The 24,213-nt window shown below is 57.7% G+C and carries 21 protein-coding genes and 1 other RNA gene; 9 read left to right on the top strand and 13 right to left on the bottom strand.

Annotated elements, in window-relative coordinates; all coding sequences use genetic code 11:
• Positions 1–22 precede the first annotated feature (22 nt).
• The 10 genes from CPJ18_RS07755 to CPJ18_RS07705 form a co-directional block, all read right to left on the bottom strand.
• Complete coding sequence (locus CPJ18_RS07755; protein ID WP_077107340.1) at positions 23–1,762, bottom strand: peptidoglycan D,D-transpeptidase FtsI family protein; 1,740 nt, start codon at positions 1,760–1,762, stop codon at positions 23–25.
• Positions 1,762–2,316 carry a cell division protein FtsL gene (gene ftsL, locus CPJ18_RS07750; RefSeq protein ID WP_077107341.1) on the bottom strand — a complete coding sequence of 185 codons (555 nt, stop codon included), beginning with the start codon at positions 2,314–2,316 and terminating at the stop codon, positions 1,762–1,764. The genes CPJ18_RS07755 and ftsL overlap by 1 nt, the downstream gene beginning before the upstream one ends.
• Before the next feature lies 1 nt (position 2,317).
• A complete protein-coding gene (gene rsmH, locus CPJ18_RS07745) occupies positions 2,318–3,343 on the bottom strand; it encodes a 16S rRNA (cytosine(1402)-N(4))-methyltransferase RsmH (protein WP_077117468.1) in 1,026 nt (341 codons plus the stop codon).
• A 14-nt stretch (positions 3,344–3,357) separates the two neighbouring features.
• A complete protein-coding gene (gene mraZ, locus CPJ18_RS07740; protein WP_077117470.1) occupies positions 3,358–3,798 on the bottom strand; it encodes a division/cell wall cluster transcriptional repressor MraZ in 441 nt (146 codons plus the stop codon).
• Between the two features lie 397 nt (positions 3,799–4,195).
• An RNA gene (gene rnpB / locus CPJ18_RS07735) (RNase P RNA component class A) lies at positions 4,196–4,597 on the bottom strand.
• Between the two features lie 59 nt (positions 4,598–4,656).
• Entirely contained in the window at positions 4,657–5,850 is a 1,194-nt protein-coding gene (locus tag CPJ18_RS07730) for an NAD(P)/FAD-dependent oxidoreductase (protein WP_103657637.1), read from the bottom strand.
• 291 nt (positions 5,851–6,141) lie between these two features.
• Entirely contained in the window at positions 6,142–7,329 is a 1,188-nt protein-coding gene (locus tag CPJ18_RS07720) for an FAD-dependent oxidoreductase (protein WP_103657636.1), read from the bottom strand.
• 154 nt (positions 7,330–7,483) lie between these two features.
• Positions 7,484–8,020: a lytic transglycosylase domain-containing protein gene (locus CPJ18_RS07715; protein WP_103657635.1), complete on the bottom strand. Its 537-nt coding sequence runs from the start codon at positions 8,018–8,020 to the stop codon at positions 7,484–7,486.
• Between the two features lie 245 nt (positions 8,021–8,265).
• Positions 8,266–9,033, bottom strand: a complete 768-nt coding sequence (locus CPJ18_RS07710; RefSeq protein WP_103657634.1) for an N-acetylmuramoyl-L-alanine amidase — start codon at positions 9,031–9,033, stop codon at positions 8,266–8,268.
• Positions 9,030–9,770, bottom strand: a complete 741-nt coding sequence (locus tag CPJ18_RS07705) for a J domain-containing protein (protein WP_077107353.1) — start codon at positions 9,768–9,770, stop codon at positions 9,030–9,032. The genes CPJ18_RS07710 and CPJ18_RS07705 overlap by 4 nt, the downstream gene beginning before the upstream one ends.
• A 321-nt stretch (positions 9,771–10,091) precedes the next feature.
• Between CPJ18_RS07705 and CPJ18_RS07700 the strand changes: the two genes are divergently transcribed.
• From CPJ18_RS07700 to CPJ18_RS07665, 7 genes are all read left to right on the top strand, one after another.
• Positions 10,092–11,303, top strand: a complete 1,212-nt coding sequence (locus CPJ18_RS07700; RefSeq protein WP_103657633.1) for a pyrophosphate--fructose-6-phosphate 1-phosphotransferase — start codon at positions 10,092–10,094, stop codon at positions 11,301–11,303.
• A 173-nt stretch (positions 11,304–11,476) separates the two neighbouring features.
• Positions 11,477–12,112, top strand: coding sequence for a LysE family translocator (locus CPJ18_RS07695; protein WP_103657632.1), 636 nt, complete (start codon positions 11,477–11,479; stop codon positions 12,110–12,112).
• A 122-nt stretch (positions 12,113–12,234) separates the two neighbouring features.
• Positions 12,235–13,272, top strand: coding sequence for a lytic transglycosylase domain-containing protein (locus tag CPJ18_RS07690; RefSeq protein ID WP_103657631.1), 1,038 nt, complete (start codon positions 12,235–12,237; stop codon positions 13,270–13,272).
• Between the two features lie 305 nt (positions 13,273–13,577).
• Positions 13,578–14,828: a BtaA family protein gene (locus tag CPJ18_RS07685; RefSeq protein ID WP_077107775.1), complete on the top strand. Its 1,251-nt coding sequence runs from the start codon at positions 13,578–13,580 to the stop codon at positions 14,826–14,828.
• Positions 14,825–15,502, top strand: coding sequence for a class I SAM-dependent methyltransferase (locus CPJ18_RS07680; RefSeq protein ID WP_167397858.1), 678 nt, complete (start codon positions 14,825–14,827; stop codon positions 15,500–15,502). The genes CPJ18_RS07685 and CPJ18_RS07680 overlap by 4 nt, the downstream gene beginning before the upstream one ends.
• Positions 15,503–15,849: 347 nt before the next feature.
• The gene (locus CPJ18_RS07670) at positions 15,850–16,641 is read left to right on the top strand and encodes a glycoside hydrolase family 25 protein (protein ID WP_077107573.1); all 792 of its coding nucleotides are present in this window, start codon (positions 15,850–15,852) and stop codon (positions 16,639–16,641) included.
• A 168-nt stretch (positions 16,642–16,809) separates the two neighbouring features.
• Positions 16,810–18,036 carry a lytic murein transglycosylase gene (locus tag CPJ18_RS07665; RefSeq protein WP_103657630.1) on the top strand — a complete coding sequence of 409 codons (1,227 nt, stop codon included), beginning with the start codon at positions 16,810–16,812 and terminating at the stop codon, positions 18,034–18,036.
• A gap of 527 nt (positions 18,037–18,563) precedes the next feature.
• Here the strand turns inward: CPJ18_RS07665 and metF are convergent.
• Positions 18,564–19,460 (bottom strand): methylenetetrahydrofolate reductase [NAD(P)H], encoded by an 897-nt coding sequence (gene metF / locus CPJ18_RS07660; RefSeq protein WP_103657629.1) that lies wholly within the window; start codon positions 19,458–19,460, stop codon positions 18,564–18,566.
• A 1-nt stretch (position 19,461) separates the two neighbouring features.
• A complete protein-coding gene (locus CPJ18_RS07655) occupies positions 19,462–20,475 on the bottom strand; it encodes an ArsR/SmtB family transcription factor (protein ID WP_077107576.1) in 1,014 nt (337 codons plus the stop codon).
• A gap of 194 nt (positions 20,476–20,669) precedes the next feature.
• Between CPJ18_RS07655 and CPJ18_RS07650 the strand changes: the two genes are divergently transcribed.
• A complete protein-coding gene (locus CPJ18_RS07650; protein WP_103657628.1) occupies positions 20,670–21,134 on the top strand; it encodes a hypothetical protein in 465 nt (154 codons plus the stop codon).
• Positions 21,131–21,610, top strand: coding sequence for a hypothetical protein (locus tag CPJ18_RS07645; protein WP_103657627.1), 480 nt, complete (start codon positions 21,131–21,133; stop codon positions 21,608–21,610). Before CPJ18_RS07650 ends, CPJ18_RS07645 begins: the two co-directional genes overlap by 4 nt.
• Positions 21,611–21,703: 93 nt before the next feature.
• Here CPJ18_RS07645 and CPJ18_RS07640 read toward each other — a convergent pair whose 3' ends face one another.
• Positions 21,704–23,995 (bottom strand): methyl-accepting chemotaxis protein, encoded by a 2,292-nt coding sequence (locus CPJ18_RS07640; RefSeq protein WP_146258664.1) that lies wholly within the window; start codon positions 23,993–23,995, stop codon positions 21,704–21,706.
• Positions 23,996–24,213: the final 218 nt, after the last annotated feature.

Here is a 24,213-nt window from a genome sequence, read left to right as displayed (position 1 = left end):
GGTCCGTCATAAGCTGTACCAATCAATAAGACACCAGCAAGGCCGAACCGTCCTTGCCGAACTTGGGTTTGACGCCAAGAATGGCTGCGGAACGGGCGATGATATCGTGCACCATCGGTGCCGCAGATGTACCGGCCAGTGCCGCGCCATTGCCCTTGTCCGTCTTCGGTTCATCGATGAAGGACAGAACCACATATTCCGGCTTGTCCATCGGGAAGGCAGAGAGGAAGGCGTTGAAGTTCTTGTCGTGAACGTAGCGACCATTGACGACCTTGTCGGCCGTGCCGGTCTTGCCGCCCACATTGAAGCCTTCGACACGCGCGTTACGGCCAGAGCCATTGACGCCGTTCCATTCGAACAGGAAGCGCATGTCCTTGCTGGCCCCCGGCTGCAAGACCTGCTTGGCAACCTGATCGGCCTGCGCCACCGTGCGCGGCAGGAAAGTCGGCTCAATCAGCTTGCCACCATTCACCAGTGCCGCACCGGCAATCGCCGTCTGCAAAGGTGTCGTGGACACGCCGTGACCGAAGGAAATGGTCACCGAGTTGATCTTCTTCCACACGCGCGGCTGCGATGGCATGGCGATTTCCGGCAGTTCAGTCTGCATCTTGGTCAGAAGACCAAGCCGCGTCAGAAACTCCTTATGGCCCTCGATGCCAACCGTATCGGCAATCTTTGCAGTACCGATATTGGACGAATACTGGAAGATTTCAGGCACGGACAGGATACGGCCCTTGCCGTGGAAGTCCTTAATGGTGAAGCCGCCGATGCGGATCGGCGCACGTGCATCGAACGTATCGTTGATGTGCACCTTGCCGGAATCCAGACCCATGGCGATTGTGAAGGACTTGAAGGTCGACCCCATCTCGAACGTGCCGTTCGACATACGGTTCAGCCAGCCCTCTTTGGCACCTTCGGCCGGGTTGTTCGGATCATAATCCGGCAGCGATGCCATGGCGAGAATTTCGCCGGTGTGAACATTGATGACGACGGCACCTGCCCCGATCGCCTGAAACTTCTTGATAGCGTCGGCAACCACTTCACGCACGATGGCCTGCACACGCAGATCGATCGAAAGCTTGACCGGCTCCAGCGGCTGGTCGGATGTCATGCCGAGCGCCGTCAGGTCAGCGAGACCCTGGCTGTCGAGATAACGCTCCATACCGGCAACGCCACGGTTGTCGATATTCACATGACCAACGACGTGCGCAGCGGTATGTCCACCCGGATAGAAACGGCGCTTTTCAGGACGGAATCCGATACCGGGAATGCCCAGCGCCAAGATCTGGCTCTGCTGCTTCGGCGTCAACTGACGGCGCAACCACTGAAAACGCGATTCGGATTTCAGTTTCTGGTAGGTGCCACGCGTATCGAGATCGGGCAGAACCGTCTGCAGTTTTTCGATGGCTTCATCGACATCGACAATGCGGTGCGGTTCGGCAAACAGGGATACGGTGCGAATATCGGTCGCCAGCACTTCGCCGTTGCGGTCCAGAAGGTCGGGGCGCGATGCCATCAACCGGTCTGCGGGCGCAATGCTGGAAACGGTTTCCGGCTGGGTCATACCATATTGAACGAGACGTCCCCCGACGACGCCGTAAAATGCGATGAAACCGACGATCAGCAGACCAACGCGGGTTTTCGCCTGTGTGGCGCGCCGCTTGCGCGCACCTTCAAAGGCAGCATGGTCGGCAAAGCCGCTTGTGCTGGCGGAAAAATGAGCCCTGCTTTTCAGAACCATGACGCGTGACAGAAAAGACATCAGTCCACCGCTCCAGTTATCGTTTCATCCATATCGCCAGCCTCGTCGCCCGGCTCTGCACGCACAGCCGGCATAGGCTGTGCGGGGCGCGCAGCCCGCGCACGCGGCTGTGGCACGGGGGTGCCGCCAGTGGCGACGATCTGTCCGGCAGGTTTGGATTTGGGTTTTGCGCCGCCCAGCGTCGCGCCGGGCTTGGAACCATTCATGGCAGCGGCAATCACATCTTCCACGCTCATGCCCTGCGGCTCAGGTGGCTGCGGCAATTGCGAGCGCAGCATCGGCAATTCCTTCGGCTGCGAAAGCTGCGTCGGCTGTGTCGGTGCCAAGGCCAGATCGCCCTGATAGGCATTGACCAGACGGTGCAGACGGTTGGGCTGCGTCAGCAGCGCCCAGTCGGCCCGCAGAAGGTCGATGGTGTCCTTCTCCAGCTTGATTTCGGTTTCCAGCTTCTTGACGGATTCCAGCTTCACATCGGCCTGATGCTTGATGGTGTAGGTAACGACGGCAGCAGACACCATCACACCCATCAAAATGAAATCGAGAGTACGCAGCATGTCAGCCTCCCATCTTTTCGAGGCTTGTGAGATCGGGAAGCTCGAAGATCGAAATATCGGCTGGCCGCGCGGGCGCCGTTGTGCGGACACCGGCGCGCAGCTTGGCAGAACGGGCACGCGGATTGATATCCGCCTCCTCGTCGCTGGCGGCAATCATCGGCTTGCCCAAAGCATCGAAAATCGCCGACTTGGCGGCGAGCATCGGCATATGGCGCGAACCCGCCGCACGGTCGGAACGATCGGCGAAATATTTCTTGACGATGCGGTCTTCCAGCGAATGGAACGTGACCACAACCAGCCGACCACCGGGCTTCAAAGCCCGCTCCGCGGCAAACAAAGCCTGCGCCAGCTCGCCCAGCTCGTCATTGACGAACACGCGCAACGCCTGAAACACGCGCGTTGCCGGGTGGATTTTGTCCTTGGCCTTGCGCGGCGTGACGATCTCGATCAGCCCAGCCAGATCACGCGTGGTGCGGAAAGGCTCGTCGGCACGCTTCTTTTCGATAGCGCGCGCGATGCGGCCCGACTGTTTTTCCTCACCCAGAAAACCGAAGATGCGAATGAGGTCACCGACCTTGCAACGATTGACGACATCGGCAGCCGATACGCCCGAGGACGACATGCGCATATCGAGAGGACCGTTGCGTTGGAACGAGAAGCCGCGCTCGGCCTCATCGATCTGCATGGAGGAAACGCCGATATCGAGCACGATGCCATCAAGCCCTTCGGCTGGCGCATGCGCTGCAAGATTGGAAAACTGCGATTGAATGAGCGACAGACGACCGCCATTGGCGGCAACCATGGCCTGCCCGTCGGCGATGGCGTTGGGGTCACGGTCGAGCGCAATGACATGCGCGCCCTGATCGAGAATGGCCTGGGTGTAACCGCCTGCACCGAAGGTGCCGTCGAGTATGACTTTTCCCGGCGCTGGCTCCAGCGCTTTCAGAACTTCGTGGAGAAGAACCGGAATGTGGCGAACCGGTCCGCCACCGGCTTCAGAAGATTGTTCGCCAGAATTCGCCGCCATTCCGTTTCCCCGTACTATACGGGGCGAGCAGCCGTAAAACCGCGCCCCGTTCTTGCAGCCTTCTGCGCCTCGTAAAACGCGTCCGGTTGCCACAACTGAAAATGATCCGCTCGACCCACAAAGGTTACCTCGGTCGTGATGTTGGTGAATTCCCGCATGAAATCCGTCACCATCAACCGCCCTTCCGCATCGAGCTTCATGAAAATGCCGCCGCCGTGAACCAGCAGCGACATCGCGTTCGCCTCCGGCGAGAACGCATCCATCGATGCGATCTGCCGTTCGTATCGTTCGAGCAAGTCCGGACCGCCCACGCTGATGGCCGGAAATGCGAAATCCTGAAGACAATAAAGCTCCTGAATGCCGCGCTCCGTCAGCACCGAACGAAACAGAGACGGAACCGAAACGCGCCCCTTGGCGTCGATTCTGTTCGTCACGTTCGATAAAAATCGACCCATTCTTAAACTCGCCAAAGCCGCCAAATGCAGAGCCAAAACTTGCACAGACCGGCAACACCGTTACGCACGACAAATCGCTGACCGGTAGGACGTAATGCCCATCGGACCCTTGCAGGCCTCTCCGTTTCAGAGATTGCGGGTCAAAAACACGACCCTTTGTGGTGTGCATTTGGGATACCATGGGACACTTTGGGCGTCAATGGGAGAAGCCGGCGGGATACCAGCCTCGGATCGAGTATTCATATCCCGTTAAGTTTAACGAATGGTTTACCGTGTTCATTCAAGGGCTTGAGCCACGACAATAAAAAATCGCCCCTAAAATCTTATTTAGAAGCAATAACAAATACTTATATATGATGAGGGAGGTCGGCTCCTAAGAGCCTGTATTAAAAAGGAATTTGCCAGTTGGCCTGTAAGCCGGGTTCTGTATGGCCCCGGTTTGACCCGGAACGTGGCAGCCATTCATCTGGGACGGCATTTGCACACCGCCTCTCGCAACCCACCCGGATGACTCGCCCAAAAACCGGCTGTAGGTCCGCTTGCGCGCACCCCACGTCATCCCTATTCGGTCTTGCTCCCGGTGGGGTTTACCATGCCACCCCTGTTACCAGCGGCGCGGTGGGCTCTTACCCCACCCTTTCACCCTTACCACTATAAAAGTGGCGGTCTACTCTCTGCGGCACTTTCCCTAGGGTCGCCCCCGCCGGACGTTATCCGGCACCGTGTTTTCGTGGAGCCCGGACTTTCCTCACCCTACCGTCTTTCGACATTGGTAAAGCGCGGCTGCCCGGCCAACTGGCACGGGCTCCTTAGACGGGTTCAGAAACGAAAGCCACCGGAAAATCCACAATTGGTTGATTAGGCGCAAAAGGACGGCGCGAAATCCGTCTCATAGCCTTTGTCGACGATTTGACCCTCAACGAGAAGCTCCGCTGCTAAACGCCCGATTTCATCAGAGCTTTTAGCAGCGGCACCGCATCCACCCGTCAAAACGGCGATGCTCGGCGAGGCCGTGTAGCCAATGGCCGGAAAACCGCTGCGCGTATAGGACGTCACGCAAGCCGCCATGGAAATGCGTGCGCGGTTGATGGACGGTATCAGTGTCTCGATGATATCGGACAGATTATCGCGAACCTCAGCGTTTCCGCCAGAGCGGAACCACTCGCGTATCTGCTGATCCGTCGTCAGAGGAACATCATCCGGCTCTCCACCGATCTTCAGATAAAACCTGCCGTCGGGATAGCGCACCGGCGGCAACAGATAGATATGTTTTCGCGGATCTTCAGGCTCGTAGATCAGCGACGGCATTCCGGCATAGCGATACAGCTCGTAATCGGGAATTTCGAAAAACGCGACCGTCCTCGCATAAACCTCCATCTCAAGCGCCTGCGGCAACAGCCCATCGGCAATGGAAAACCCGCCCGCTGCGACCAGAACCTTCTCCGCGGTATAAACCGCGCCGGAGGCAGTTGTCACCGTCGCAACACCACCCTCGTCCCGCACGCTGACGGCGATGTCATCGATCCGCGTCACGCCACGCTTTTCAGCGGCCGTGATCTGCGCCCGCACCAGTTCGCGCGGATTGACATATCCGGCACTGTTCTTTTCGAACACACCTTCGCAGCCACTCTCAAACGTAAAATAGGGGAACCGCGCAGCAAGCTCCGCATCATGAAGAATGTCTGTCTCAACACCAAGCTTCTCCGCAGCCGCACACACATTCTCGATGTAGGGAAAGCCAGTGCCACGCTTCTTACCGACAATCAGGCACCCGACCTCACCGTAAAACTCGACGCCGCTCTCGCGCTCTATGTCCGCGTACCGGGCAATCGAGCGGTTGGCGAGGCGCGCCCAATCCGCGTTGCTATCAATGGTGCGGGTAATGCGCGCCGCATCGTAATGGCTGGCGAAAACGCCGGTATGGCTCTTGATATCGGCAGGCTCACGCGGCCCGATCAACGCCACGCCATCAGAGTTTTCCGCAAGATGCCGAGCCGCCGCAGCCCCCATCATGCCCGCACCGACCACGATATATCTAAACTGAATTGCCATGTTCGAGCTCACCGAGTTTCGATTCCGTTACAACGAGTTGTAGCGGTTTGGTGAATCGGTTCCAGAGGGTTTGTGTCTGATAGGGGTGGCGGTGGGTGTGGCTTACCCCCCTCTGTCCTGCCGGACATCTCCCCCACAAGGAGGGAGATTGGCTGGGCGAACGAACCCCGCTTCACTCTCGACATTAGAGATGACCGAGAGCTAACCACGAGTCGATCTCCCCACCTGTGGGGGAGATGGCCGGCAGGCCAGAGGGGGGTAAGCCACACCCGCCATCATCCAATGCAGCACCTAAACAAACACCGGCCCCACCTGCCCCGCAAAATCCTCTTCCACCAACTGCCCATCCAGCAACAGAACCGCACCCAACCTACCGATCTCATCCGAAGACTTGGCCGAGACGAAATTTCCGCCCGTCAAAACGGCAATGTTCGATGACTGCGTAAATCCAATATAGGGATAGCCAGTGCGTGTGATCGAGGCCACGCAGGAGCCTGACGTAACAGGGCAACCGGCAAGCTCCGGCATCAACTCCACGGCGCGCTTCACCAGAAAATCGACCTCGCCTGCCGTCCCATCGGAGTGAAACCAGGCCACTGCCTCATCCAAGGTTTCCAGCCTGCCCTTTTCGCTCTCACCACCGATTTTCAGGTAAACCTTGCCATCGGGATATCTCACCGGCGGCAGAATGTAGACGATGTCGTTGGCATTTTCAGCAAGCACGATGGTCGAAGGCATCGCCGCGAACACCCGCTGCTTTTCCTCGTCCAACTCGAAAAACGCAATGGTCCGGCCCGTTGCCGCCATATCCACTTTCGATGGCAACAGATCGGCCATATTGGTGAAGCCACCGGCAGCGACAATGACCTTCTCCGCCGTGTAGCGATGTCCCCCATCCGTCACCACCTCAACGCCGGAGCCGGTGTCGTGAATGCGCATCGCCGTTTCGCGGACTAGCTTGGCACCCTGCGCTTCGGCAATCGCGACCTGCGCCTTCACCAAGGCGCGCGGATTGACGTAACCCGCATTGCGCGGCTCGAACCAACCCTCGTGATCATCAGGCAGATCGAACATCGGGAAACGCTGTCCCAGCTTTGCCGAACCAAGCACCTCCACCTCGAGGCCAAGCCTGTCACGCGCAGCCATGGCACCCGACACATAGTCGCCGCCCAAACCCTTGCCGTTGCCGGTAAACAGGCAACCCGCCTCATGGTAAAACCGGATGCCGCTTTCCGCTTCGATCTGCGCATAACGACCGATGGAGCGTTTTGCCAGCTCCGCCCAAACCGGATCACCATCGAAACCACGCGTGATTCGCGCCTCGTCGTAATGGCTGGAAAACACGCCGTTGTGGCTCTTGCGATCCAGCGGTTCAGCAGGCCCGATCAGCGCCACACCATCCGTGGCGAAGGAAAGATGGCGCGCCGCCGCAGCGCCCATCATGCCCGCACCGACGACGATATATTTGAAATCCGGCATTCACCGCGTCTCCTCAAGCCCCTCATTCCTGTTCCTTGTGACAGGAATCCAGTCAGCCCAAGTCTTTGGGCTGAAAAAGACCCTTTTACCGCCGCGCAGACGCGCGTCTACTGGATTCCTGTGACGAGCGCAGCAATGACGGTGGTGGAATGCATCAACTCTGCAACAGGGCCTGCACCTTGCCGCAATAACGCTTCGAAACCGGGTTCATGCGCGTGGCCCCGTGGCCTGCATTGTAGCGCAGGATCGTGCTGCACACCTGGCTGCCACCAAGCTGGTGAGCAATTGCCAGATATTGCATGCCCCAGCGGATGTTGGTCTCAGGGTCGTAGAGCGCCTTGGTCGTTCCGCGATAGCCCATCATCCGTGCGGTGGCGGGCTTGATCTGCATCAGCCCGACTTCGCCAGCACGTCCCCGCGCCTTCGGATTGAACTTGCTCTCGACGGAAACGATGGCATGCGCCAGATTGGTCGGCACGCCATAACGCTTGGCATATTTGACGATCAGGTCGGAATATTCATTCTTCAAAACTGTCGGAAGAGACTTCTCGGGAATGGGATAGCCGGGTTTGCGGAAATAGGTTTCCAGCGGAATGGTTTGGGTCTTCACGTCGTCCTTGGCTAAAACGATACCACTCTGTGCCGCGAGCATGGAAAGACAGGCAGAGACAGCAAAAAGCACTCTTCTCATCAGTAAAAAGGATCTCCGATACGAAGACTTTGGGGGCTTCACTGCATAGCGAAGCCAGCGGGAGAGTTCATCGAAACAATCCGGCAAAAGTCCTCATCATTATTGTTGACGATCTCTGTTCGAAACGGAACAGGTCGCGGTTTGATGAGGGGTTATAGAGGGGCATAATAAGGAATTACTGTGGCGACGCAGAAAATACGCTTGGCCAAATCAATTTTACCGAACGATTTTTCTAAGAAATCGCTTTAAGCGCTGCGAAATTTCGGCAGGCTTAAAATCAGCCGGTGCAGCGTATCGATGGTCGAGACATCGGCGATGCCATCCACCAAAGCAGGTCTGAAATGGCGCTGGAAAGCCGCCACGGTACCCTCGGTCTGCTCCCCATAAACGCCATCTATTTCAATGCCGTACCCGTAAAGAGACAGCATCGATTGCAGGGCTTCCACGGGCTGGCCACTATCGCCGCGCTGAAAGAAACGACCGCCGCCGATGGGCGCAGGTGCCACCCAGTGGCCGACACCGTTCTGCGACAGGATGTCCCACGGGAATTTTTCGCCCGGATCGATCTTGCGAATAGGCGCGATATCGGAGTGCCCCAGCACCCTTTCCGGCGCGATAGACCAGCGCGCGCCGCAATCGCGACACAATTCGATGACGGCTTTTATCTGGGGTTCAGGAAACTCCGGCAATCCCGCAGGATGTCCCTGATTGGCAATCTCGATACCAACAGAACGAGAGTTGATATCGGCAGCACCATCCCAGAGGCTCTTGCCCGCATGCCACGCGCGACGGCTTTCCGGCACCATCTGCACGACGCGGCCGTCTTCATAAACGAAGTAATGGCTGGAGACCTGGCTTTCAGGATTGGCCAACCACGCCAATGCGCCATCGGCACTGTTCATGCCGGTATAATGAAGAATGATGATGTCTGGGCCATCGACCCCTTCCCGCTCGCCATGGTTCGGCGAAGGCACGACGGAGGCACCCGCATAGTCCGCTGTGAATTCACTCATGCGACGCGGCGTTCTTTCTCGATGGCCGCATAGGCCGCGTTCAGCGCTGCCATACGCTCATTGGCCGCCGCATGCAGTTCCATGGGAACGCCACGCGCGATGAGCTTGTCCGGGTGGTGTTGCGCCACCAGCGAACGATAGCGCCGACGAATATCGGAAAACTCATCGGATGGCGAAACACCCAGAACCCTGTAGGGATCGCGCCCTTCCATGTGCACATGCCGTGCCATGATCGTTTCGAAATGATCGTCGCTGATACGGAATATTTCCGAGATGCGCCCCAGAAAGGCGAGTTCACGCTCGTGAATCAAGCCGTCAGCCTTGGCGATGTGGAACAGTCCGTCAACGACGCTTTCCAGCATTTCGCAGTTCTGGTCACCAGAACCACAAAGCCCGGCAAGCCGCTCCGCATAGGCCTCGTAACCGGCCACGTCCTGGCGAGCCAGATTGTAAAGGCGCGCAACGTTCTTGGCTTCATCTTCAGGAAAATCGAAAATCTGGCGAAAGGCCTGAACCTCGGCATCATTCACCATGCCGTCGGCCTTGGCCATTTTGGCAGAAAGCGCGATGATGGCGACGGAAAAGGAAACTTGCCTGCGTGTTTCCGCGTCACCTTCAAACACGGTTCGAACGGCTTCGATCACACGACCCAGCACGTTGCCTGCTGCATCGCCTATAGCGCCGAGCAGCCGTTCCCACAGAGATGAAAGTTGCAAACAGGCAAAATCGTACATCATGACGTCAAGCATAAAGCGCGGCTTGACGAATGCAATATGCATAAAGGTCGCGGCTCATTAACTTTTTTTCATCTTCGAGACCCGCTCGTGGTGTCGGATTGAGTGCGTGTGATGCGCGGTCAGAGTGGTTTTCCACAGGTCGGCAACGGCGCGGACCCAAGACCTGCGATTGAAACGATTAGATCGGTAAAAGCCGTCAATCACTTTGAAAATCGCCCCGAAACGCCCGATTTTCTTGAGAAATTCACTTTACATGCCACATTCTGTCACGCATCCATTTGCCACACGACATCTTTGGAATGAACACGAAGGAGTGCCACGATGGCCAAACAGAAAGTCGCAATGTTGACCGCAGGCGGTCTCGCACCCTGCCTCTCGTCTGCCGTGGGTGGCCTGATCGAACGTTACAGCGACATCGCGCCTGATATCGACATCGTGGCCTATCGCTCCGGTTATCAGGGCGTTCTTCTGGGCGACAGCGTCGCAATCACCGCCGATATGCGGGAAAAGGCGCATCTTCTGCACCGCTATGGTGGCTCGCCCATCGGCAACAGCCGTGTCAAGCTGACCAACGCTGCAGACTGTGCCAAGCGCGGCCTCGTCAAGGAAGGCGAAAACCCGCTGAAGGTTGCAGCCGACCGTCTGGCAAGCGATGGCGTTACGATTCTCCACACCATCGGTGGCGATGACACCAACACCACGGCGGCGGATCTTGCCGCCTATCTCGGCGCCAACGGCTATGACCTCACCGTCGTCGGCCTTCCCAAAACCGTCGACAATGATGTGGTGCCCATCAAGCAGTCGTTGGGTGCCTGGACAGCGGCCGAAGTCGGCGCGAATTTCTTCGACAATGTCAGCAATGAGCAAAGTGCTGCACCCAAAACCTTCGTCATTCACGAAGTCATGGGTCGCCATTGCGGCTGGCTCACCGCTGCGACAGCCCGCGCCTACATTCAAAAGACCAAGGGCAATGAATATGTCCAAGGTCTGTTGATGGACGAAAAGCTGAAAAGCATCGATGGCCTCTATCTGCCGGAAATGGCCTTCGACATTCAAGCCGAAGCCGAACGCCTGAAAAAGATCATGAACGATACCGGCTTCGTCACCCTCTTCGTTTCGGAAGGTGCAGGCCTCGATTCCATCGTGGCCGAGCGTGAGGCGGCCGGCGATACCGTCAAGCGCGATGCCTTCGGTCACGTCAAGATCGACACGATCAACGTTGGTGGCTGGTTCCAGAAGCAGTTCGCCAGCCTCATCGGTGCAGAACGCACCATGGTGCAGAAGTCCGGCTATTACGCCCGCTCCGCCCCTGCCAACGGTCAGGACCTTCGCCTCATCCAGAGCATGGTCGATCTGGCCGTGGAAAGCGCGCTCAACAAAATCTCTGGCGTCACCGGCCATGATGAGGACCAGGGCGGCAAGCTGCGCACCATCGAGTTTCCGCGCATCAAGGGTGGCAAGCATTTCGAGCTGTCCACCCCATGGTTCGGCGAAGTCATGGATCACATCGGTCAGCCTTACAAGGCTGCCTGATCCCTCGGCCAGGCGCTTCTCTTCGCCACATTATGTGTCTCCGCTAATAGACTGTGGCGGAAACACACCGCTCATCACGTTATCTATATCAGGCCCAGAAATCCGTTTCGGTTTCTGGGCCGATGTTGTACGTTAAAAGAAAATGACGTCGGGGAGGGCAAGGAGGAACGCATATGTCCGCACAAGTCTGGCTGGTCTTTTGTGCAGCCTGTGTGATTCTGTTCGCATTGCCTTCGCCCATATCCTTCAAAGTCGCGAGCTATGCAGCCATTCGCGGCAAACGCGCCTTCGCCGCCTCCGTCATGGGCGCAACGCTGGGCATCGTTACAACGGTGACGGCAGCCTCCATCGTCGTTGCAGGCTCAGAATTCCTGCCCTCAACCGTTCTCAATATCGTTCAATGGGCTGGGACCGGCTGGCTGATGCTGTTCAGCCTGTGGACGATAGCCACGCCAGCAGCGCGTGAAGCGAATGCGGATAACGACAATCTGCGCGGCAAGACCTTCGGCACCATTTTCACGGATTGCTTCGTCATCGCAGCACTGCGCCTGCGGTACTTCGGCTTCTTCGTCGCCTTCCTCGTGCAGTTCGTCAACGGCACGCGCGACGTCATCGAAATGATCATGCAAATGCAGGCGGTCGTCCTGCTGCTCGCCTTTGCCTGCCTGGTATTCCAGGCCACTTTTGCGCGGCTGACCATCACCTCCGTGCGGCGCATGTCCGTTACCAAAAAGCTGCGAAACCCCAAAAGAACACACTTCATTGCAGGGCGTGCCGTGACTGCCGGATACCGCCGAATCGCCGCCTGAAACGCGAATATAAGTCACTGCTTGCCGGAAACCTTACGATAGGTTAATGATCGCCGGATAGGGACTGCCTGCTTCGCAAGAAACGGGGGTATCGAGCGACAGGCACATTCAAGGGCGGACGCATGAAAATTGAGGGCAATTTTCGCCGAAAATCGGCTGTTCTTTTGTCGTCCACCGTGGCCATTGCGCTGACACTGGCTGGATGTACAAGCGTCGAAGTCGCATCCAAGGGCGATGTCGCGAAACCTCAGATAGCATCCGCACCACAGGCCACCGCCGCCCAGACCGCAACCACGACCGCCCAGACGCAGGAAACCGCAGCCGCAAACCCGGCGAGCGCAGCATCCGCCACAGCGCAGGTCGCAGCAAATTCCACGACCGAACCCCTGCCGACAGCAGTCGCCCTGAAGGGTGGTCGCGTCGCCTTGCCGCCTGCATCGGAAATTGCAGCCGCAGCAGCCATCGACGCACAAATTCAGCCACAGGCAGCAACCCAGCAGATTGCGCTGGCAGCACCGGTAGCAACAACGCCTGCTGCAGCCGCTCTGACACACCAGACCGCCACCTCTGCCCTGCCACAGGTCGTTGCACTCAAAGGCAGCTTCCCCCCTGCCCCAGGCGCACCCGGCACACCATCAGCAGCCGCTGTTCCATTGACGGAAGAGATGATGCGCCAGCAAAGCGTCATCCCTGTTCCCAAACCGCAAGGCACCATGCTGGCCTATGCCTCGGCTCCGCAAAACGCAGCCCTCGCCGCCATCAGCACCCGCGAAGGCCTGACGCCCTCACTGGATGCGCCATCCATGGCTGGCCGGCAGAAGCTCAGCGGCCTCATCACTAAATACGCGACTATGTATCAGGTGCCGGAAGATCTCGTCCACCGCGTGGTCATGCGCGAAAGCCGCTACAATCCCAATGCCATCAACGGCGGCCATTTCGGACTGATGCAGATCAAGCACGCTACAGCCCGCTCCATGGGCTTCGATGGCCCTGCCTCCGGCCTGTTCGATGCCGAAACCAACCTGAAATATGCGGTAAAATACCTGCGCGGTGCCTGGCTCGTCGCCGACAACGACCGCGACAACGCGGTGCGCCTGTACGCCCGCGGCTATTATTACGATGCCAAGCGCAAGGGCATGCTGCACGTTCTGCGCAAGTAGGACGAGCCGTCTCTCATTATACAAAATTGAACGTCGGCAGGTGGGGTTCACCCCCCTCTGTCCTGCCGGACATCTCCCCCTCAGGTGGGGAGATCGGCTAGACGTTTGCTCATCACTCCTCCCGCACCGTTCAAGATGGCCGAAAGGTCGCTACGATTCGATCTCCCCCCTTGAGGGGGAGATGTCCGGCAGGACAGAGGGGGGTGAACCCCACCCGCCAACCTTTAATGCAGCCCCCACCCCCGTCATCAAACTGTTGCGTCTCACCGCTAAACGCCTCTCAACCGAATGAGAGGTGGAATCAGATGACGAGTGTCGCGCCAAAAACCGGTTTCAGCAAAAACGTAAAACTCAAGTCCGCGCTCCTTCAGCACAAGGCCCTGTCCACCAGCGGCCTGTCTGAAAGATTGTTCGGCGTTTTGTTTTCAGGTCTGGTATATCCCCAGATATGGGAAGACCCTGAAGTCGATATGCAGGCCATGGAACTGCGTGACGACCACAGCATCGTCACTATCGGCTCGGGCGGTTGCAATGTCCTGGCTTACCTCTCGCGCAATCCGTCACGCATCGATGTGGTCGATCTCAATCCGCATCACATCGCGCTCAACAAGCTGAAACTGGCTGCATTCCGCCATCTGCCCGGTCATGGTGATGTCGTGCGCCAGTTCGGCGTCGCAAATGTGCGCTCCAACAGCGATGGCTACGATCAGTTCATCGCGCCGAACCTCGACGCACAGACCCGCGCCTATTGGTCCAAGCGCACCCTCAGCGGCCGTCGTCGTATCTCGGTCTTCGACCGCAATATCTACCGTACCGGCCTTTTGGGCCGCTTTATCGGTGTTGGCCATGTGCTGGCGCGTCTGCACGGCGTGAAGCTTCAGGAGATGGCCAATACCCGCTCGATGGATGAGCAACGCCAGTTCTTCAATGAAAAGGTGGCACCCCTGTTTGACAAGCCTGTCATCCGCTGGCTGACGAAGCGCAAGAGCTCGCTGTTCGGCCTCGGCATTCCGCCGCGCCAATATGACGAACTCGCCAGCCTTTCGGACGGCAACACCATTGCCCCCGTACTGCGTCAGCGTCTGGAGAAACTCGCCTGCGATTTCCCGCTGAAGGACAATTATTTCGCCTGGCAGGCCTTCGCCCGCCGCTACCCGCAAGCGCAGGAAGGCAACCTGCCCGATTATCTGCGCCGCGATTATTATCAGGCCATCCGTGAAAACGCCTCGCGGGTGCATGTCCACCACGCCACCTTCACCGAATTGCTCGCATCCAAACCAGCATCATCCGTCGATCGCTATGTGCTTCTCGATGCGCAGGACTGGATGACGGACACGCAGATCAACGAATTGTGGTCGCAGATCAGCCGCACGGCAGCACCGGACGCCCGTGTGATCTTCCGCACTGCCGCCGAAAAGAGCGTGATCGAGGGCCGCCTGTCGCCGGATATTGCCGCGCAATGGTCCTATCTCGCTGAGCGCTCGCATGAGCTCAACGCCCGTGACCGCTCCGCCATCTATGGCGGCTTCCACATCTACCAGAGGGCTCAGGCATGAAGATCATCGGCGACAATATCAGCCTTGGTGACGCCAATCATGCAAACCTGATGGACCGCATGTACCGCAACCAGCGGCACATCTACGACATCACCCGCAAATATTACCTCCTGGGTCGCGATACGACCATCGACAAGCTCGATGTCCCCCAGGGCGGCAGTCTGCTGGAAGTCGGCTGCGGTACGGGCCGCAATCTTCTGCGTGCATCGAAGCTGTTCCCCACCGCAAAGATTTACGGCCTCGATATCTCGGCCGAAATGCTGACGACGGCGGCCGAGAACTTTGGCGGGCGTCAGGAACGGCCGGTATTGCGCGTGTCGGATGCGACAACCTTCAGGCTCAGCGAATTCGCCCGCAACGAAGGCTTCGACCGAATCATGATTTCCTATGCCGTATCTATGATACCGGACTGGGAAAAGGCCGTGGAACGCGCGCTGGCGTCCCTCGCACCCGGCGGCTCCCTGCACATCGTGGATTTCGGCCAGCAAGAAGGCCTGCCCCGCCCCTTTCGTACTCTGCTGCAGGCATGGCTCACCAAATTCCACGTTACGCCCCGCGCCAACATGCGTTATGTTCTGGAAGCTCTGGCTGGCAGCCACAACGCAACGCTGGAGTTCCAGCCGATTGCCCGAGGATATGCGTGGCGTGCGGTGCTGACGCTGCCGAGGGGCTGAAGTCGAAACGTAGCGCATGGCAGTGGGTGTGGCTTACCCCCCTCTGTCCTGCCGGGCATCTCCCCCTCAAGGGGGGAGATTGGCTAGGTGCACGCTCGCCACTCTATCCGCAGCGTTCGAGATGGCCGAGGCCTCACCGCGATTCGATCTCCCTACCTGTGGGGGAGATGTCCGGCAGGACAGAGGGGGGTAAGCCACACCCACTGCCTTCGCTATTTCAAAGCCGCAGAATTTCCCGTCGCCCATCTTGCCATAACGGCTTGTTTACCCTGTTATGGTAAACAGGAGATTACGGCGCTTCTCACCAGGCAGCCGGCGGGGCTTTCATTCGTTTCACTGGGATCATCATGCAGCGGCTACTTCCAGCTCTTTTCGCGTCCATCCTCCTGTTGAGCGGCTGCACCTCCACCAGTTACGATTTCCTAGAGACGGCGTCCGTCGCCAAGCCGCGCTTCAAGGATAATGATCCGCAGGATTTCGGCGCGCGCTCGCCGCACAAGCACGATGTGCACGGCATCGACGTGTCCAAGTGGAATGGCGATATCGACTGGGCGACGGTCCGCAAATCCGGCGTGTCCTTTGCCTTCATCAAGGCAACCGAGGGCACGGACCGTATCGATGCGCGCTTCGATGAATATTGGCGCGAAGCCTCAGCCGCGGGCGTGCCGCACGCGCCCTATCACTTCTATTATTTCTGCGCGTCGGCGGATGCGCAGGCCGACTGGTTCATTCGCAGCGTCCCGAAAGAATCCATGAAGCTGCCGCCAGTGCTGGACGTGGAATGGAACCCCGCCTCCCCCACCTGCAAGACACGGCCTTCACCGGATGTGGTCCGCGCCGAAATCCAGCAGTTCCTCACCCGCATCGAACGCCATTACGGCAAGCGCCCGATCATCTACACCAGCGTCGATTTCCACCGCGATAATCTGGTCGGCCAGTTCAAGAACTACCCGTTCTGGGTCCGCTCCGTCGCTGCCCATCCGGCGCAAATCTATAGCGATCGCCAATGGGCCTTCTGGCAATATACCGGCACCGGCGTCATCCCCGGGATTTCCACGCCAACAGATATCAACGTCTTCGCTGGTACGGAAAAGAACTGGCGCACATGGGTGGCATCCGCCAACCAGCCGCGCGGCTGATTCAGAGATTTCAACTTGATTTTTGCGGCAATTCCAGCAGATGTGCTGTGAATTGATCGCATGGCGTTGGAAACAAACGTCTGTTGACGCATTTCCACTGTCTTGCCCACGCTTCTGCCATAAAATTTGGCGAACGCATGGTCTAAATCGCACATTTGAGGAATTCTGATGTTCAGCTTTTCGCCACGCAGCTTTGCACTTGCTGCCACCGTTTTTACATTGTCCTGCGGCTCGGCACTCGCCGTCACCCCCGTGGCTTCGCCGGATGACCCGAAGCAGGTCGCCTGCGGTGGCGATCTCAACACCTTCCTGCAAGGTGTGAAGACCGAAGCCGTCGGCAAGGGCGTGCCATCAGAAGCTGTGGACAAGGCGCTGGCTGGCGCACAGATCGACCAGAAGGTCCTGTCCCGTGACCGCGCCCAAGGCGTCTTCCGCCAGACCTTCCTCGAGTTCTCCCAACGCACCGTCAGCCAGGGCCGCCTTGATATGGGCCGCAAGAAAATCCAGGAGCTGAACACCACCTTCAAGCGCGCAGAAGATGAGTTCGGCGTTCCCGCAGGCGTCATCGCCGCATTCTGGGCGATGGAAACAGACTTCGGTGCCGTTCAGGGTGATTTCAACACCCGCAACGCGCTTGTCACACTCTCGCATGATTGCCGCCGCCCGGAACTGTTCCGCCCGCAACTCATCGCGCTCACCGAAATGGTGCAGCACGGCGATCTCGACCCGGCCACCAACACCGGCGCATGGGCTGGTGAAATCGGCCAGGTGCAGATGCTGCCGAAGGACATCATTGCCTTCGGCGTGGATGGTGATGGCGATGGCCACATCAACGTCAAGTCCAGCAGCCCGGATGCCATTTTGACGGCTGCGAAGTTCATCCAGCATCTCGGCTTCAAGAAGGGCGAGCCCTGGATTCAGGAAGTCTCCGTACCTGAGAACCTGCCCTGGGAAAAATCCGGTCTAGGCGGCACGCTGACGGCAAACGAATGGTTCAACCTCGGCGTTACGCCAAAGGATGGCAACAAGACGTTCGCCGCCCTGCCCGCAGCGCTCATCCTGCCCCAGGGCCGCAAGGGCCCGGCCTTCATCACCTACCCCAACTTCAACATCTATCTGGAATGGAACCAGTCCTTCATCTACACCACGTCCGCCGCCTATTTCGCGACCCGCTTCATGGGCGCACCGGTTTATGCAAAAGGCAATCCTGAGCCCGGCCTTGACGATGCCGCCATGAAGGAACTGCAGACCAAGCTCGACGCCAAGACCCATGACGTTGGCAAGATCGATGGCATCCTCGGCTCCGGCACCCGCATTGCCGTTCAGCGCGAACAGCAGCGCCTCGGCCTGCCCGCTGATGGCTGGCCAACCCGCGCGCTGCTTGACGCTCTCTGATCGGTCTCCCCCGTCATCCCGGACTTGATCCGGGAACCAGAGACCTGACCTCCGTCAGTTCAAAGGACTCTTACGCACCGCAGACTCGGTGCTGCTAGATGCCGGATCAAGTCCGGCATGACGGAAAGTCATAAAACGGCCATGGCATTAACCATGGCCGTTTACGTTTGTGGCCTACTCGCACCGAATTTTTCAAACCGTAATATAAGTTGTTTTTCAACGCATTGAGGCCAAGCGACGGAAATACTCGCTCTTTCGTGTGCACTGCATCATAGAAACCGCTTTCCAAGAGACACAAAACGGTCATAATGATTACTGTCAACACAATGGAGGCAGAGCATGGCACTATCAAATTCTCTTAATGCCTTAGCAATCGGTGTAGCGTTTGCGTTTGTCGGAGTGATGCTGTTCATCTGACAAGCGACTTTGGGGTTTAACACGCACACCCAGTCGTTGATTATCATAAGCCATTAAAAAAGCGCAGGTTTTCGGGACCTGCGCTTTTTTCATATGGGAGTGGATGCTGTTTAGGCAGCCGATTGTTTCAAAGGTCGGAAGCCGACATTTTCCAGAACCGCATTCACCAGCGGCGCACGGTTCATGGTGTAGAGATGAAACTCGTTGATGCCCTTGCTTTGCAGATCGAGAATCTGCTCGGCAGCCACATCCGCCGCCACCTTTGCACGCTCGACGGGGTTTTCATCGTAACCGGCAAATCGCTCATCGAGAAACGCTGGAATAGTCGTGCCACAACGCCCGGCAAACCGCTTCAACTGCGTCAGGTTCTGAATGGGCATGATGCCGGGAACGACCGGAATGGTAATGCCAGCCTTGGTAACCCGCTCCATATACCGCTCGAACATCGCATTATCGAAGAAGAATTGCGTCAGGGCGCGCGTAGCACCGTTATCGGCCTTGCGCTTGAGCATATCGATATCGACATCGGTGCTTTCGCTTTCCGGATGCTTTTCAGGATAGGCCGAGACCGAAATCTGAAAATCATCGATCTCGCACAGACCGCGAACCAGCGCTGCTGCATTCTCGTAGCCATCGGGATGCGGTTTGTAGGCCGTGCCGGGGCCAGTTGATGGATCGCCGCGCAACGCCACGAAATGCTTGACGCCGATACCGCGCAGCTCTTCCACAACGTCGTGCACTTCCTGCTTGCTGGCATCGACACAGGTCAGGTGCGAGGCGGTCGACAAACCGGCCACGGAAATCATCCGGTCGACCGCAACCAGCGTCGGTGCCTTTGTCGTGCCGCCAGCACCGTAGGTCACGGAAACGAAGTCCGGGTTCCAGCGCGAAAGCTCCTCGACCGTCTCCCAAAGCTGCACGTCCATATCGGCATTCTTCGGAGGGAAGAACTCGAAGGAGAGCTTGAAATTTCCGCTATTCTGGCGGTCTGCCTCGGTTTTTGTCATGTCATGCCCTCCCGGCTGAAAGAAGCGGTGCGTCGATGACCTGTTCGCCCGCAATCAGCAGACGCGGATCGCGCGCAACCCAGATTGTTACATCGAGAGACTGGGCAGAGGCGTTGCCGGAATGCAGATCGACTGCCTTCTCGGGCAAAAGCCCCGCCTTTTTCAGCCACTCTTCCATGGTTTGATGCGAGAAACCAAGACGAACATGCGCATGGTCTTCCCGCAGATATTCCAGCGTGTGCGGTGCCAGATCGATGATCACCAACCGGCCATTCGGGCGCAGCATGCGTGCCGCCTCGGCAAGCGCCATTTCGGGATGGTCGAGGAAGTGCAGCACCTGGTGAACCACCACCAGATCGAAATCCTGGCTCTCCAGCGGCAGGTTCAGGATATCGCCATGGCGCACGGAAGCATGTGCCACCCCAGCCTTGTCCAGATTGGAGCGGGCGACCGCCAGCATATCCCGGCTGGCATCGATGCCAATCGCGCGGCGATAGATACCGCTGAGAAGCTGAAGAATGCGGCCCGTGCCAGTGCCAAGATCCAGCATGGAATCGACAGGCGTCGTGCCGATCAGTTTCGAAAGCGCGCTCTCCACCGCATCGTCGCTGACGTGCAGACGGCGAAGCTCGTCCCAAGCGGACGCATTGCGGCTGAAATAATCCTGCGCCCGCTCCGCCCTCACCCGCTTGACGGAGGAAAGCCGTTCGAAATCCCGCAAAAGAACGGCGTCGTTAGGAGACGCGACGGACAGAAGCTGTTTGACCAGCTCGGCGGCCTTGCCATCCTGCTTCAAACGGAAGTATGCCCAGGCACCTTCCTGATACCGGTCGATCAGGTCTTCTTCGGCCAGAAGCTTCAGGTGCCGCGAAATACGCGGTTGCGACTGGCCGAGAATCTCGGTCAGATCCGTCACGGTCAGATCGCCCGCGCCCAACAGCGCCAACAACCGAAACCGCGTCGGCTCCCCCGCCGCCTTCAACAGCCCCACCAGATTATCAAGCCCTAGAGCCAATTCACAAACCTCAAGCCAATCAACATATAAAGATATCTTTATACGATTAGTGGGGATATGCAAGATGGGAGAGGCGTTCACGTAGAGAAATCTCGCCCTTCCATCAATGATGGTTGGCTAGCACTCCATGATATCATGGTCGTTGCACTGTAATGGCAGCATGCTAATTGTATGTTGCCGCGACAACACAATCGATGGATGAGAATTTGGCTCTAAAATTCATTTCCAGGTGGCTTGTTGTGTTAGCATTCCGAGCTTTGCTTCTGGGTTTAGCTAGCACGGCACAAGCCACCGATGTCCAGGTTTTTGATCAGAAGAGAGCGATTGCCGACGGCGTCTTTGACGGAGACCAAGCGGGCATGTTTTTGTGGTTGGATACCAAAAAGTTCTGCGCACCACTCAAAGAGGCGTTGAGCAAAACTTACGGCGACGATACCGCGCTCCTCTATTCCGATGAGAAACAAACTAAATTTTATGCTGGCAGGTGCGAAGGCAGCTGCTCACTGTCGGATGAAACGAAAGCCTTGGGCGCATGCCAAGCTGAGATAGGGCAATCGTGCCTTCTTTACGCTGCCATTCGCAAGGGTATCTCCTATGACCTAACCGTAAGTGCCAACGGCAAATCACTTTCCCATGCGTGCGAAACGGAATTGAGATGACAGTCAAACCCGATGACAGACAGCGGCAACCGTTTGATGATGTGACGAAAATCCCTTATGATGCGACCTTCTCAGCAGAAGACTATGACCGCATCCAGAGTGGGTTCTCACCAGCAGGGATGGAAGATAAATGGTTCATCTACTTTTCGGAATCGTCCCTTTTCCTGCACCGAAGTTGGACCGGCAAAGGTGTTTACCGGGTCGATTTTGAACCAGATCAGAACGGCGCAAAAGTACGTCAGGCCGTATGTGACGCCGAAGTCGTCGCCAAAAGCACAACTGCCTATCAAGCCCAATTGCTGGGTTTTCTGATAAGCAACATTCTACTGGACAAAGAAGAACCATTCCCTCTGCCAGCGGGCTTGGTAGAGCCCTCGCCTGGGGTCTACCAACATCATGTCTCCGGAACTGGTTATCGGCAGATAAAAACCAAGGGGAAACGACCATGGTGGAAATTCTGGATATCAAGACATTAGTCTAGATATTACTCAGGAGCGCGTTAAACGCCGAAGCGGTATCGGCGATTTTGTGGAGCTTCCGTTGAGTACGGAAGCCCCGCGTTAATAGGGTCAGAACTCTTCCCAGTCCGACGTCACCGCCAGCGCGGCGTTGCCATGACTCATCGGAACGCTGCGGCGGGCAGGGCTGGTCGCGGGGCGCGCCGCCTGAGGTACCGGGCGTGTGGCCGGAGCCTGCCTGCGGGCATCCTTTTGACCCAGCTGGAAGTTCGAAAGAAGGCCGTTCAGGTTGGCGCTTTCCTGGGCAAGCGAGGCACCGGCGGCGTTCATCTCTTCGACCATCGCCGCATTCTGCTGCGTCGCATGGTCCATATGGTTGACCGCCGTGTTGACTTCGGCAAGCCCGGAGGACTGCTCCTGCGCAGCCGTGGCAATCGCCTCCATATGCACGTTGACCGTCTGCACCAGTTCGGCGATCTCGCCAAGCCCGGCACCGGTATCACTCACCAGCCGCACACCCTCACCCACGGCAATCGCAGAGTTGCTGATCAACTCCTTGATCTCCTTGGCAGCCTTGGCAGACCGCTGCGCCAGTTCGCGCACTTCCTGCGCGACGACAGCAAAGCCCTTGCCCGCTTCACCGGCACGTGCCGCTTCGACACCGGCGTTCAGCGCCAGAAGGTTGGTCTGGAAGGCAATCTCGTCGATAACGCCGATGATCTGACCGATCTGCTTCGAGGAATTTTCGATCTTCTCCATCGCCGCAACCGCATTGCGAACCACGTCACTGGAATTGCTTGCCTTTTCGCGCGCAGTCCGCACCACGCCCCGAGCTTCGGCTGAACGTTTCGATGTCGAGGTCACATTGGCGGTGATCTGCTCAAGCGCCGCCGCCGTTTCCTCCAGCGATGCAGCCTGCTGCTCGGTGCGCTTGGCCAGATCATCCGATGCAGACGAGATTTCATGCGAGCCGCTCGTCACTGTCGAGACCGACTGGCCAACGCTGGACAGCGTCTCGCGCAACTGGCGAACCGAACTGTTGAAGTCGACGCGCAAAGTTTCGAACTGCGATGATAGCGGCTCGTGCAATTCGCATAGCATATCGCCCGCAGCTAGACGCTTCATGCTGGCGGCAAAAGTGCTGGTGGCCTGCACCAGACGCGCCTCGGCCTCGGCTTCTGCTGCCCGTTGCATGTCCACCCGTTCACGCTCGGCCTGGGCGCGGTTGTCGGCCTCTGCCGCTTCCAGTTCACGGTTACGGATGGCAGACTGCCGGAAGATTTCGACGGCCTGCTCCATATCGCCGATCTCGTCCTTGCGGCCCGAGGCGATGGCAGCATTGTCGATTTCACCTTTGGCAAGCCGACCCATGGCACCCACCATTTTTCCGATGGGGCGAACAACAGTCATGGCCATGATGCCGGAGAAAATCACCATCACGATGCCACCCGCAAGGGTCAGCAAGCCGATGATGAGAAGTGTCTGAAACGCCTTACCGGCACCCGCTTTTGCGAGATTAGAAATGTCTGCCAGATTGTCCGTTTCGATCTGTTTCAACTGATCGATCCGTTTGGTGGCCGTAGCAAACCACGTCGCGCTGTCCAGACCGCTCAGATCGGCACCCTGCCCGCCCCCAACGATTCGTGAGCGGAACTCGGCAATGTCCTTGGAAGCGGCGGACAGGAGATCGGCGTAGCTTGCTTTGCGCTGCGGCGTTTGCGCCAGCAGAAACGTATCAATCAAAGCTTGCTGGCCACCGGCCATGGCTGCGAAATCGGCAAAACGGGTTGGGTCCATCTTCTTTGCCGTTATGAAACCGTTGGCGAGACCACGTTCCTGCCCGGCAAGTTCCTTGGCCTTCATCAACTCCGCATAGGCACCGATCTGGCGAGCAATATCCGGGTCCCCCACCTCATCAACGAGATCGGATGCAATCGAAACAATATTGGTGATTGCCGAAGTATAAGAGCCGAAGGCCTGGGCGCCGCTAGCCGAAAGACTATCTACGGACCGCCGGACCTGCAACGCCGTGGCAAGACTTGCTTTGGCATCGGCGTATTTTGCTGCGACAGTGCCGCCGCTTACGTCCGAAAGGGATGCGGAAATCGCGTCGAACTTACCTGCAACACCGTCAGTTTGGGCGCGCGCGTTCGAAAGTTCGGAAACATTCTTCGTCCCCTTCGAACCGATAAAACCCGCCGTCAATCCGCGCTCGACCTGAAGGGAGTGCGCAATGTCGCTCAATTTCTTCAACTGGTCGCTGATCATAACGACATCATTCATGTTGTGATAGTCGTTGAGGCGTGCCGAAAGTTGAACATATGACAGATAACCGGCTGCGAGCATGGGCAGTGTAACGGCAGCCCAAAGCCGTTTGCTGATGGCAATGTCAACCAATTTCATGAGGTTCGCTCCTGTGTCGTGACCTCATGCCACCGAATGCCGCAAGTCATATGCGCGACACCGAATAAACATCACCTTTATTAAATAAGACTAAATCGAAAGTATTTCTCAAGGGTGACGATTTATTCGACAATAATCGATAAGTATAGATTGCACAAAATAAAAGCCGTTGCATCAAATTGATGCAACGGCTCTGACGTTCGCTTATTTTATCGGCA

The organism is Agrobacterium rosae, assembly GCF_002915175.1.
Taxonomy (GTDB): domain Bacteria; phylum Pseudomonadota; class Alphaproteobacteria; order Rhizobiales; family Rhizobiaceae; genus Agrobacterium; species Agrobacterium rosae.
The sequence above is the reverse complement of the archived record's forward strand: the minus strand, read 5'-3'. Positions and strand labels throughout refer to the sequence as shown.

Coding starts and splice junctions, on each gene's coding strand:
- CPJ18_RS07755 (WP_077107340.1), bottom strand. CDS start 1,762: ATGTCTTTTCTGTCACGCGTCATGGTTCTGAAAAGCAGGGCTCATTTT.
- CPJ18_RS07710 (WP_103657634.1), bottom strand. CDS start 9,033: ATGAGTGAATTCACAGCGGACTATGCGGGTGCCTCCGTCGTGCCTTCG.
- CPJ18_RS07720 (WP_103657636.1), bottom strand. CDS start 7,329: ATGCCGGATTTCAAATATATCGTCGTCGGTGCGGGCATGATGGGCGCT.
- CPJ18_RS07640 (WP_146258664.1), bottom strand. CDS start 23,995: ATGAAATTGGTTGACATTGCCATCAGCAAACGGCTTTGGGCTGCCGTT.
- mraZ (WP_077117470.1), bottom strand. CDS start 3,798: ATGGGTCGATTTTTATCGAACGTGACGAACAGAATCGACGCCAAGGGG.
- CPJ18_RS07730 (WP_103657637.1), bottom strand. CDS start 5,850: ATGGCAATTCAGTTTAGATATATCGTGGTCGGTGCGGGCATGATGGGG.
- CPJ18_RS07665 (WP_103657630.1), top strand. CDS start 16,810: ATGTTCAGCTTTTCGCCACGCAGCTTTGCACTTGCTGCCACCGTTTTT.
- metF (WP_103657629.1), bottom strand. CDS start 19,460: ATGACAAAAACCGAGGCAGACCGCCAGAATAGCGGAAATTTCAAGCTC.
- CPJ18_RS07645 (WP_103657627.1), top strand. CDS start 21,131: ATGACAGTCAAACCCGATGACAGACAGCGGCAACCGTTTGATGATGTG.
- CPJ18_RS07650 (WP_103657628.1), top strand. CDS start 20,670: ATGGATGAGAATTTGGCTCTAAAATTCATTTCCAGGTGGCTTGTTGTG.
- CPJ18_RS07695 (WP_103657632.1), top strand. CDS start 11,477: ATGTCCGCACAAGTCTGGCTGGTCTTTTGTGCAGCCTGTGTGATTCTG.
- CPJ18_RS07685 (WP_077107775.1), top strand. CDS start 13,578: ATGACGAGTGTCGCGCCAAAAACCGGTTTCAGCAAAAACGTAAAACTC.
- CPJ18_RS07715 (WP_103657635.1), bottom strand. CDS start 8,020: ATGAGAAGAGTGCTTTTTGCTGTCTCTGCCTGTCTTTCCATGCTCGCG.
- CPJ18_RS07705 (WP_077107353.1), bottom strand. CDS start 9,770: ATGATGTACGATTTTGCCTGTTTGCAACTTTCATCTCTGTGGGAACGG.
- CPJ18_RS07680 (WP_167397858.1), top strand. CDS start 14,825: ATGAAGATCATCGGCGACAATATCAGCCTTGGTGACGCCAATCATGCA.
- rsmH (WP_077117468.1), bottom strand. CDS start 3,343: ATGGCGGCGAATTCTGGCGAACAATCTTCTGAAGCCGGTGGCGGACCG.
- CPJ18_RS07700 (WP_103657633.1), top strand. CDS start 10,092: ATGGCCAAACAGAAAGTCGCAATGTTGACCGCAGGCGGTCTCGCACCC.
- CPJ18_RS07670 (WP_077107573.1), top strand. CDS start 15,850: ATGCAGCGGCTACTTCCAGCTCTTTTCGCGTCCATCCTCCTGTTGAGC.
- CPJ18_RS07690 (WP_103657631.1), top strand. CDS start 12,235: ATGAAAATTGAGGGCAATTTTCGCCGAAAATCGGCTGTTCTTTTGTCG.
- ftsL (WP_077107341.1), bottom strand. CDS start 2,316: ATGCTGCGTACTCTCGATTTCATTTTGATGGGTGTGATGGTGTCTGCT.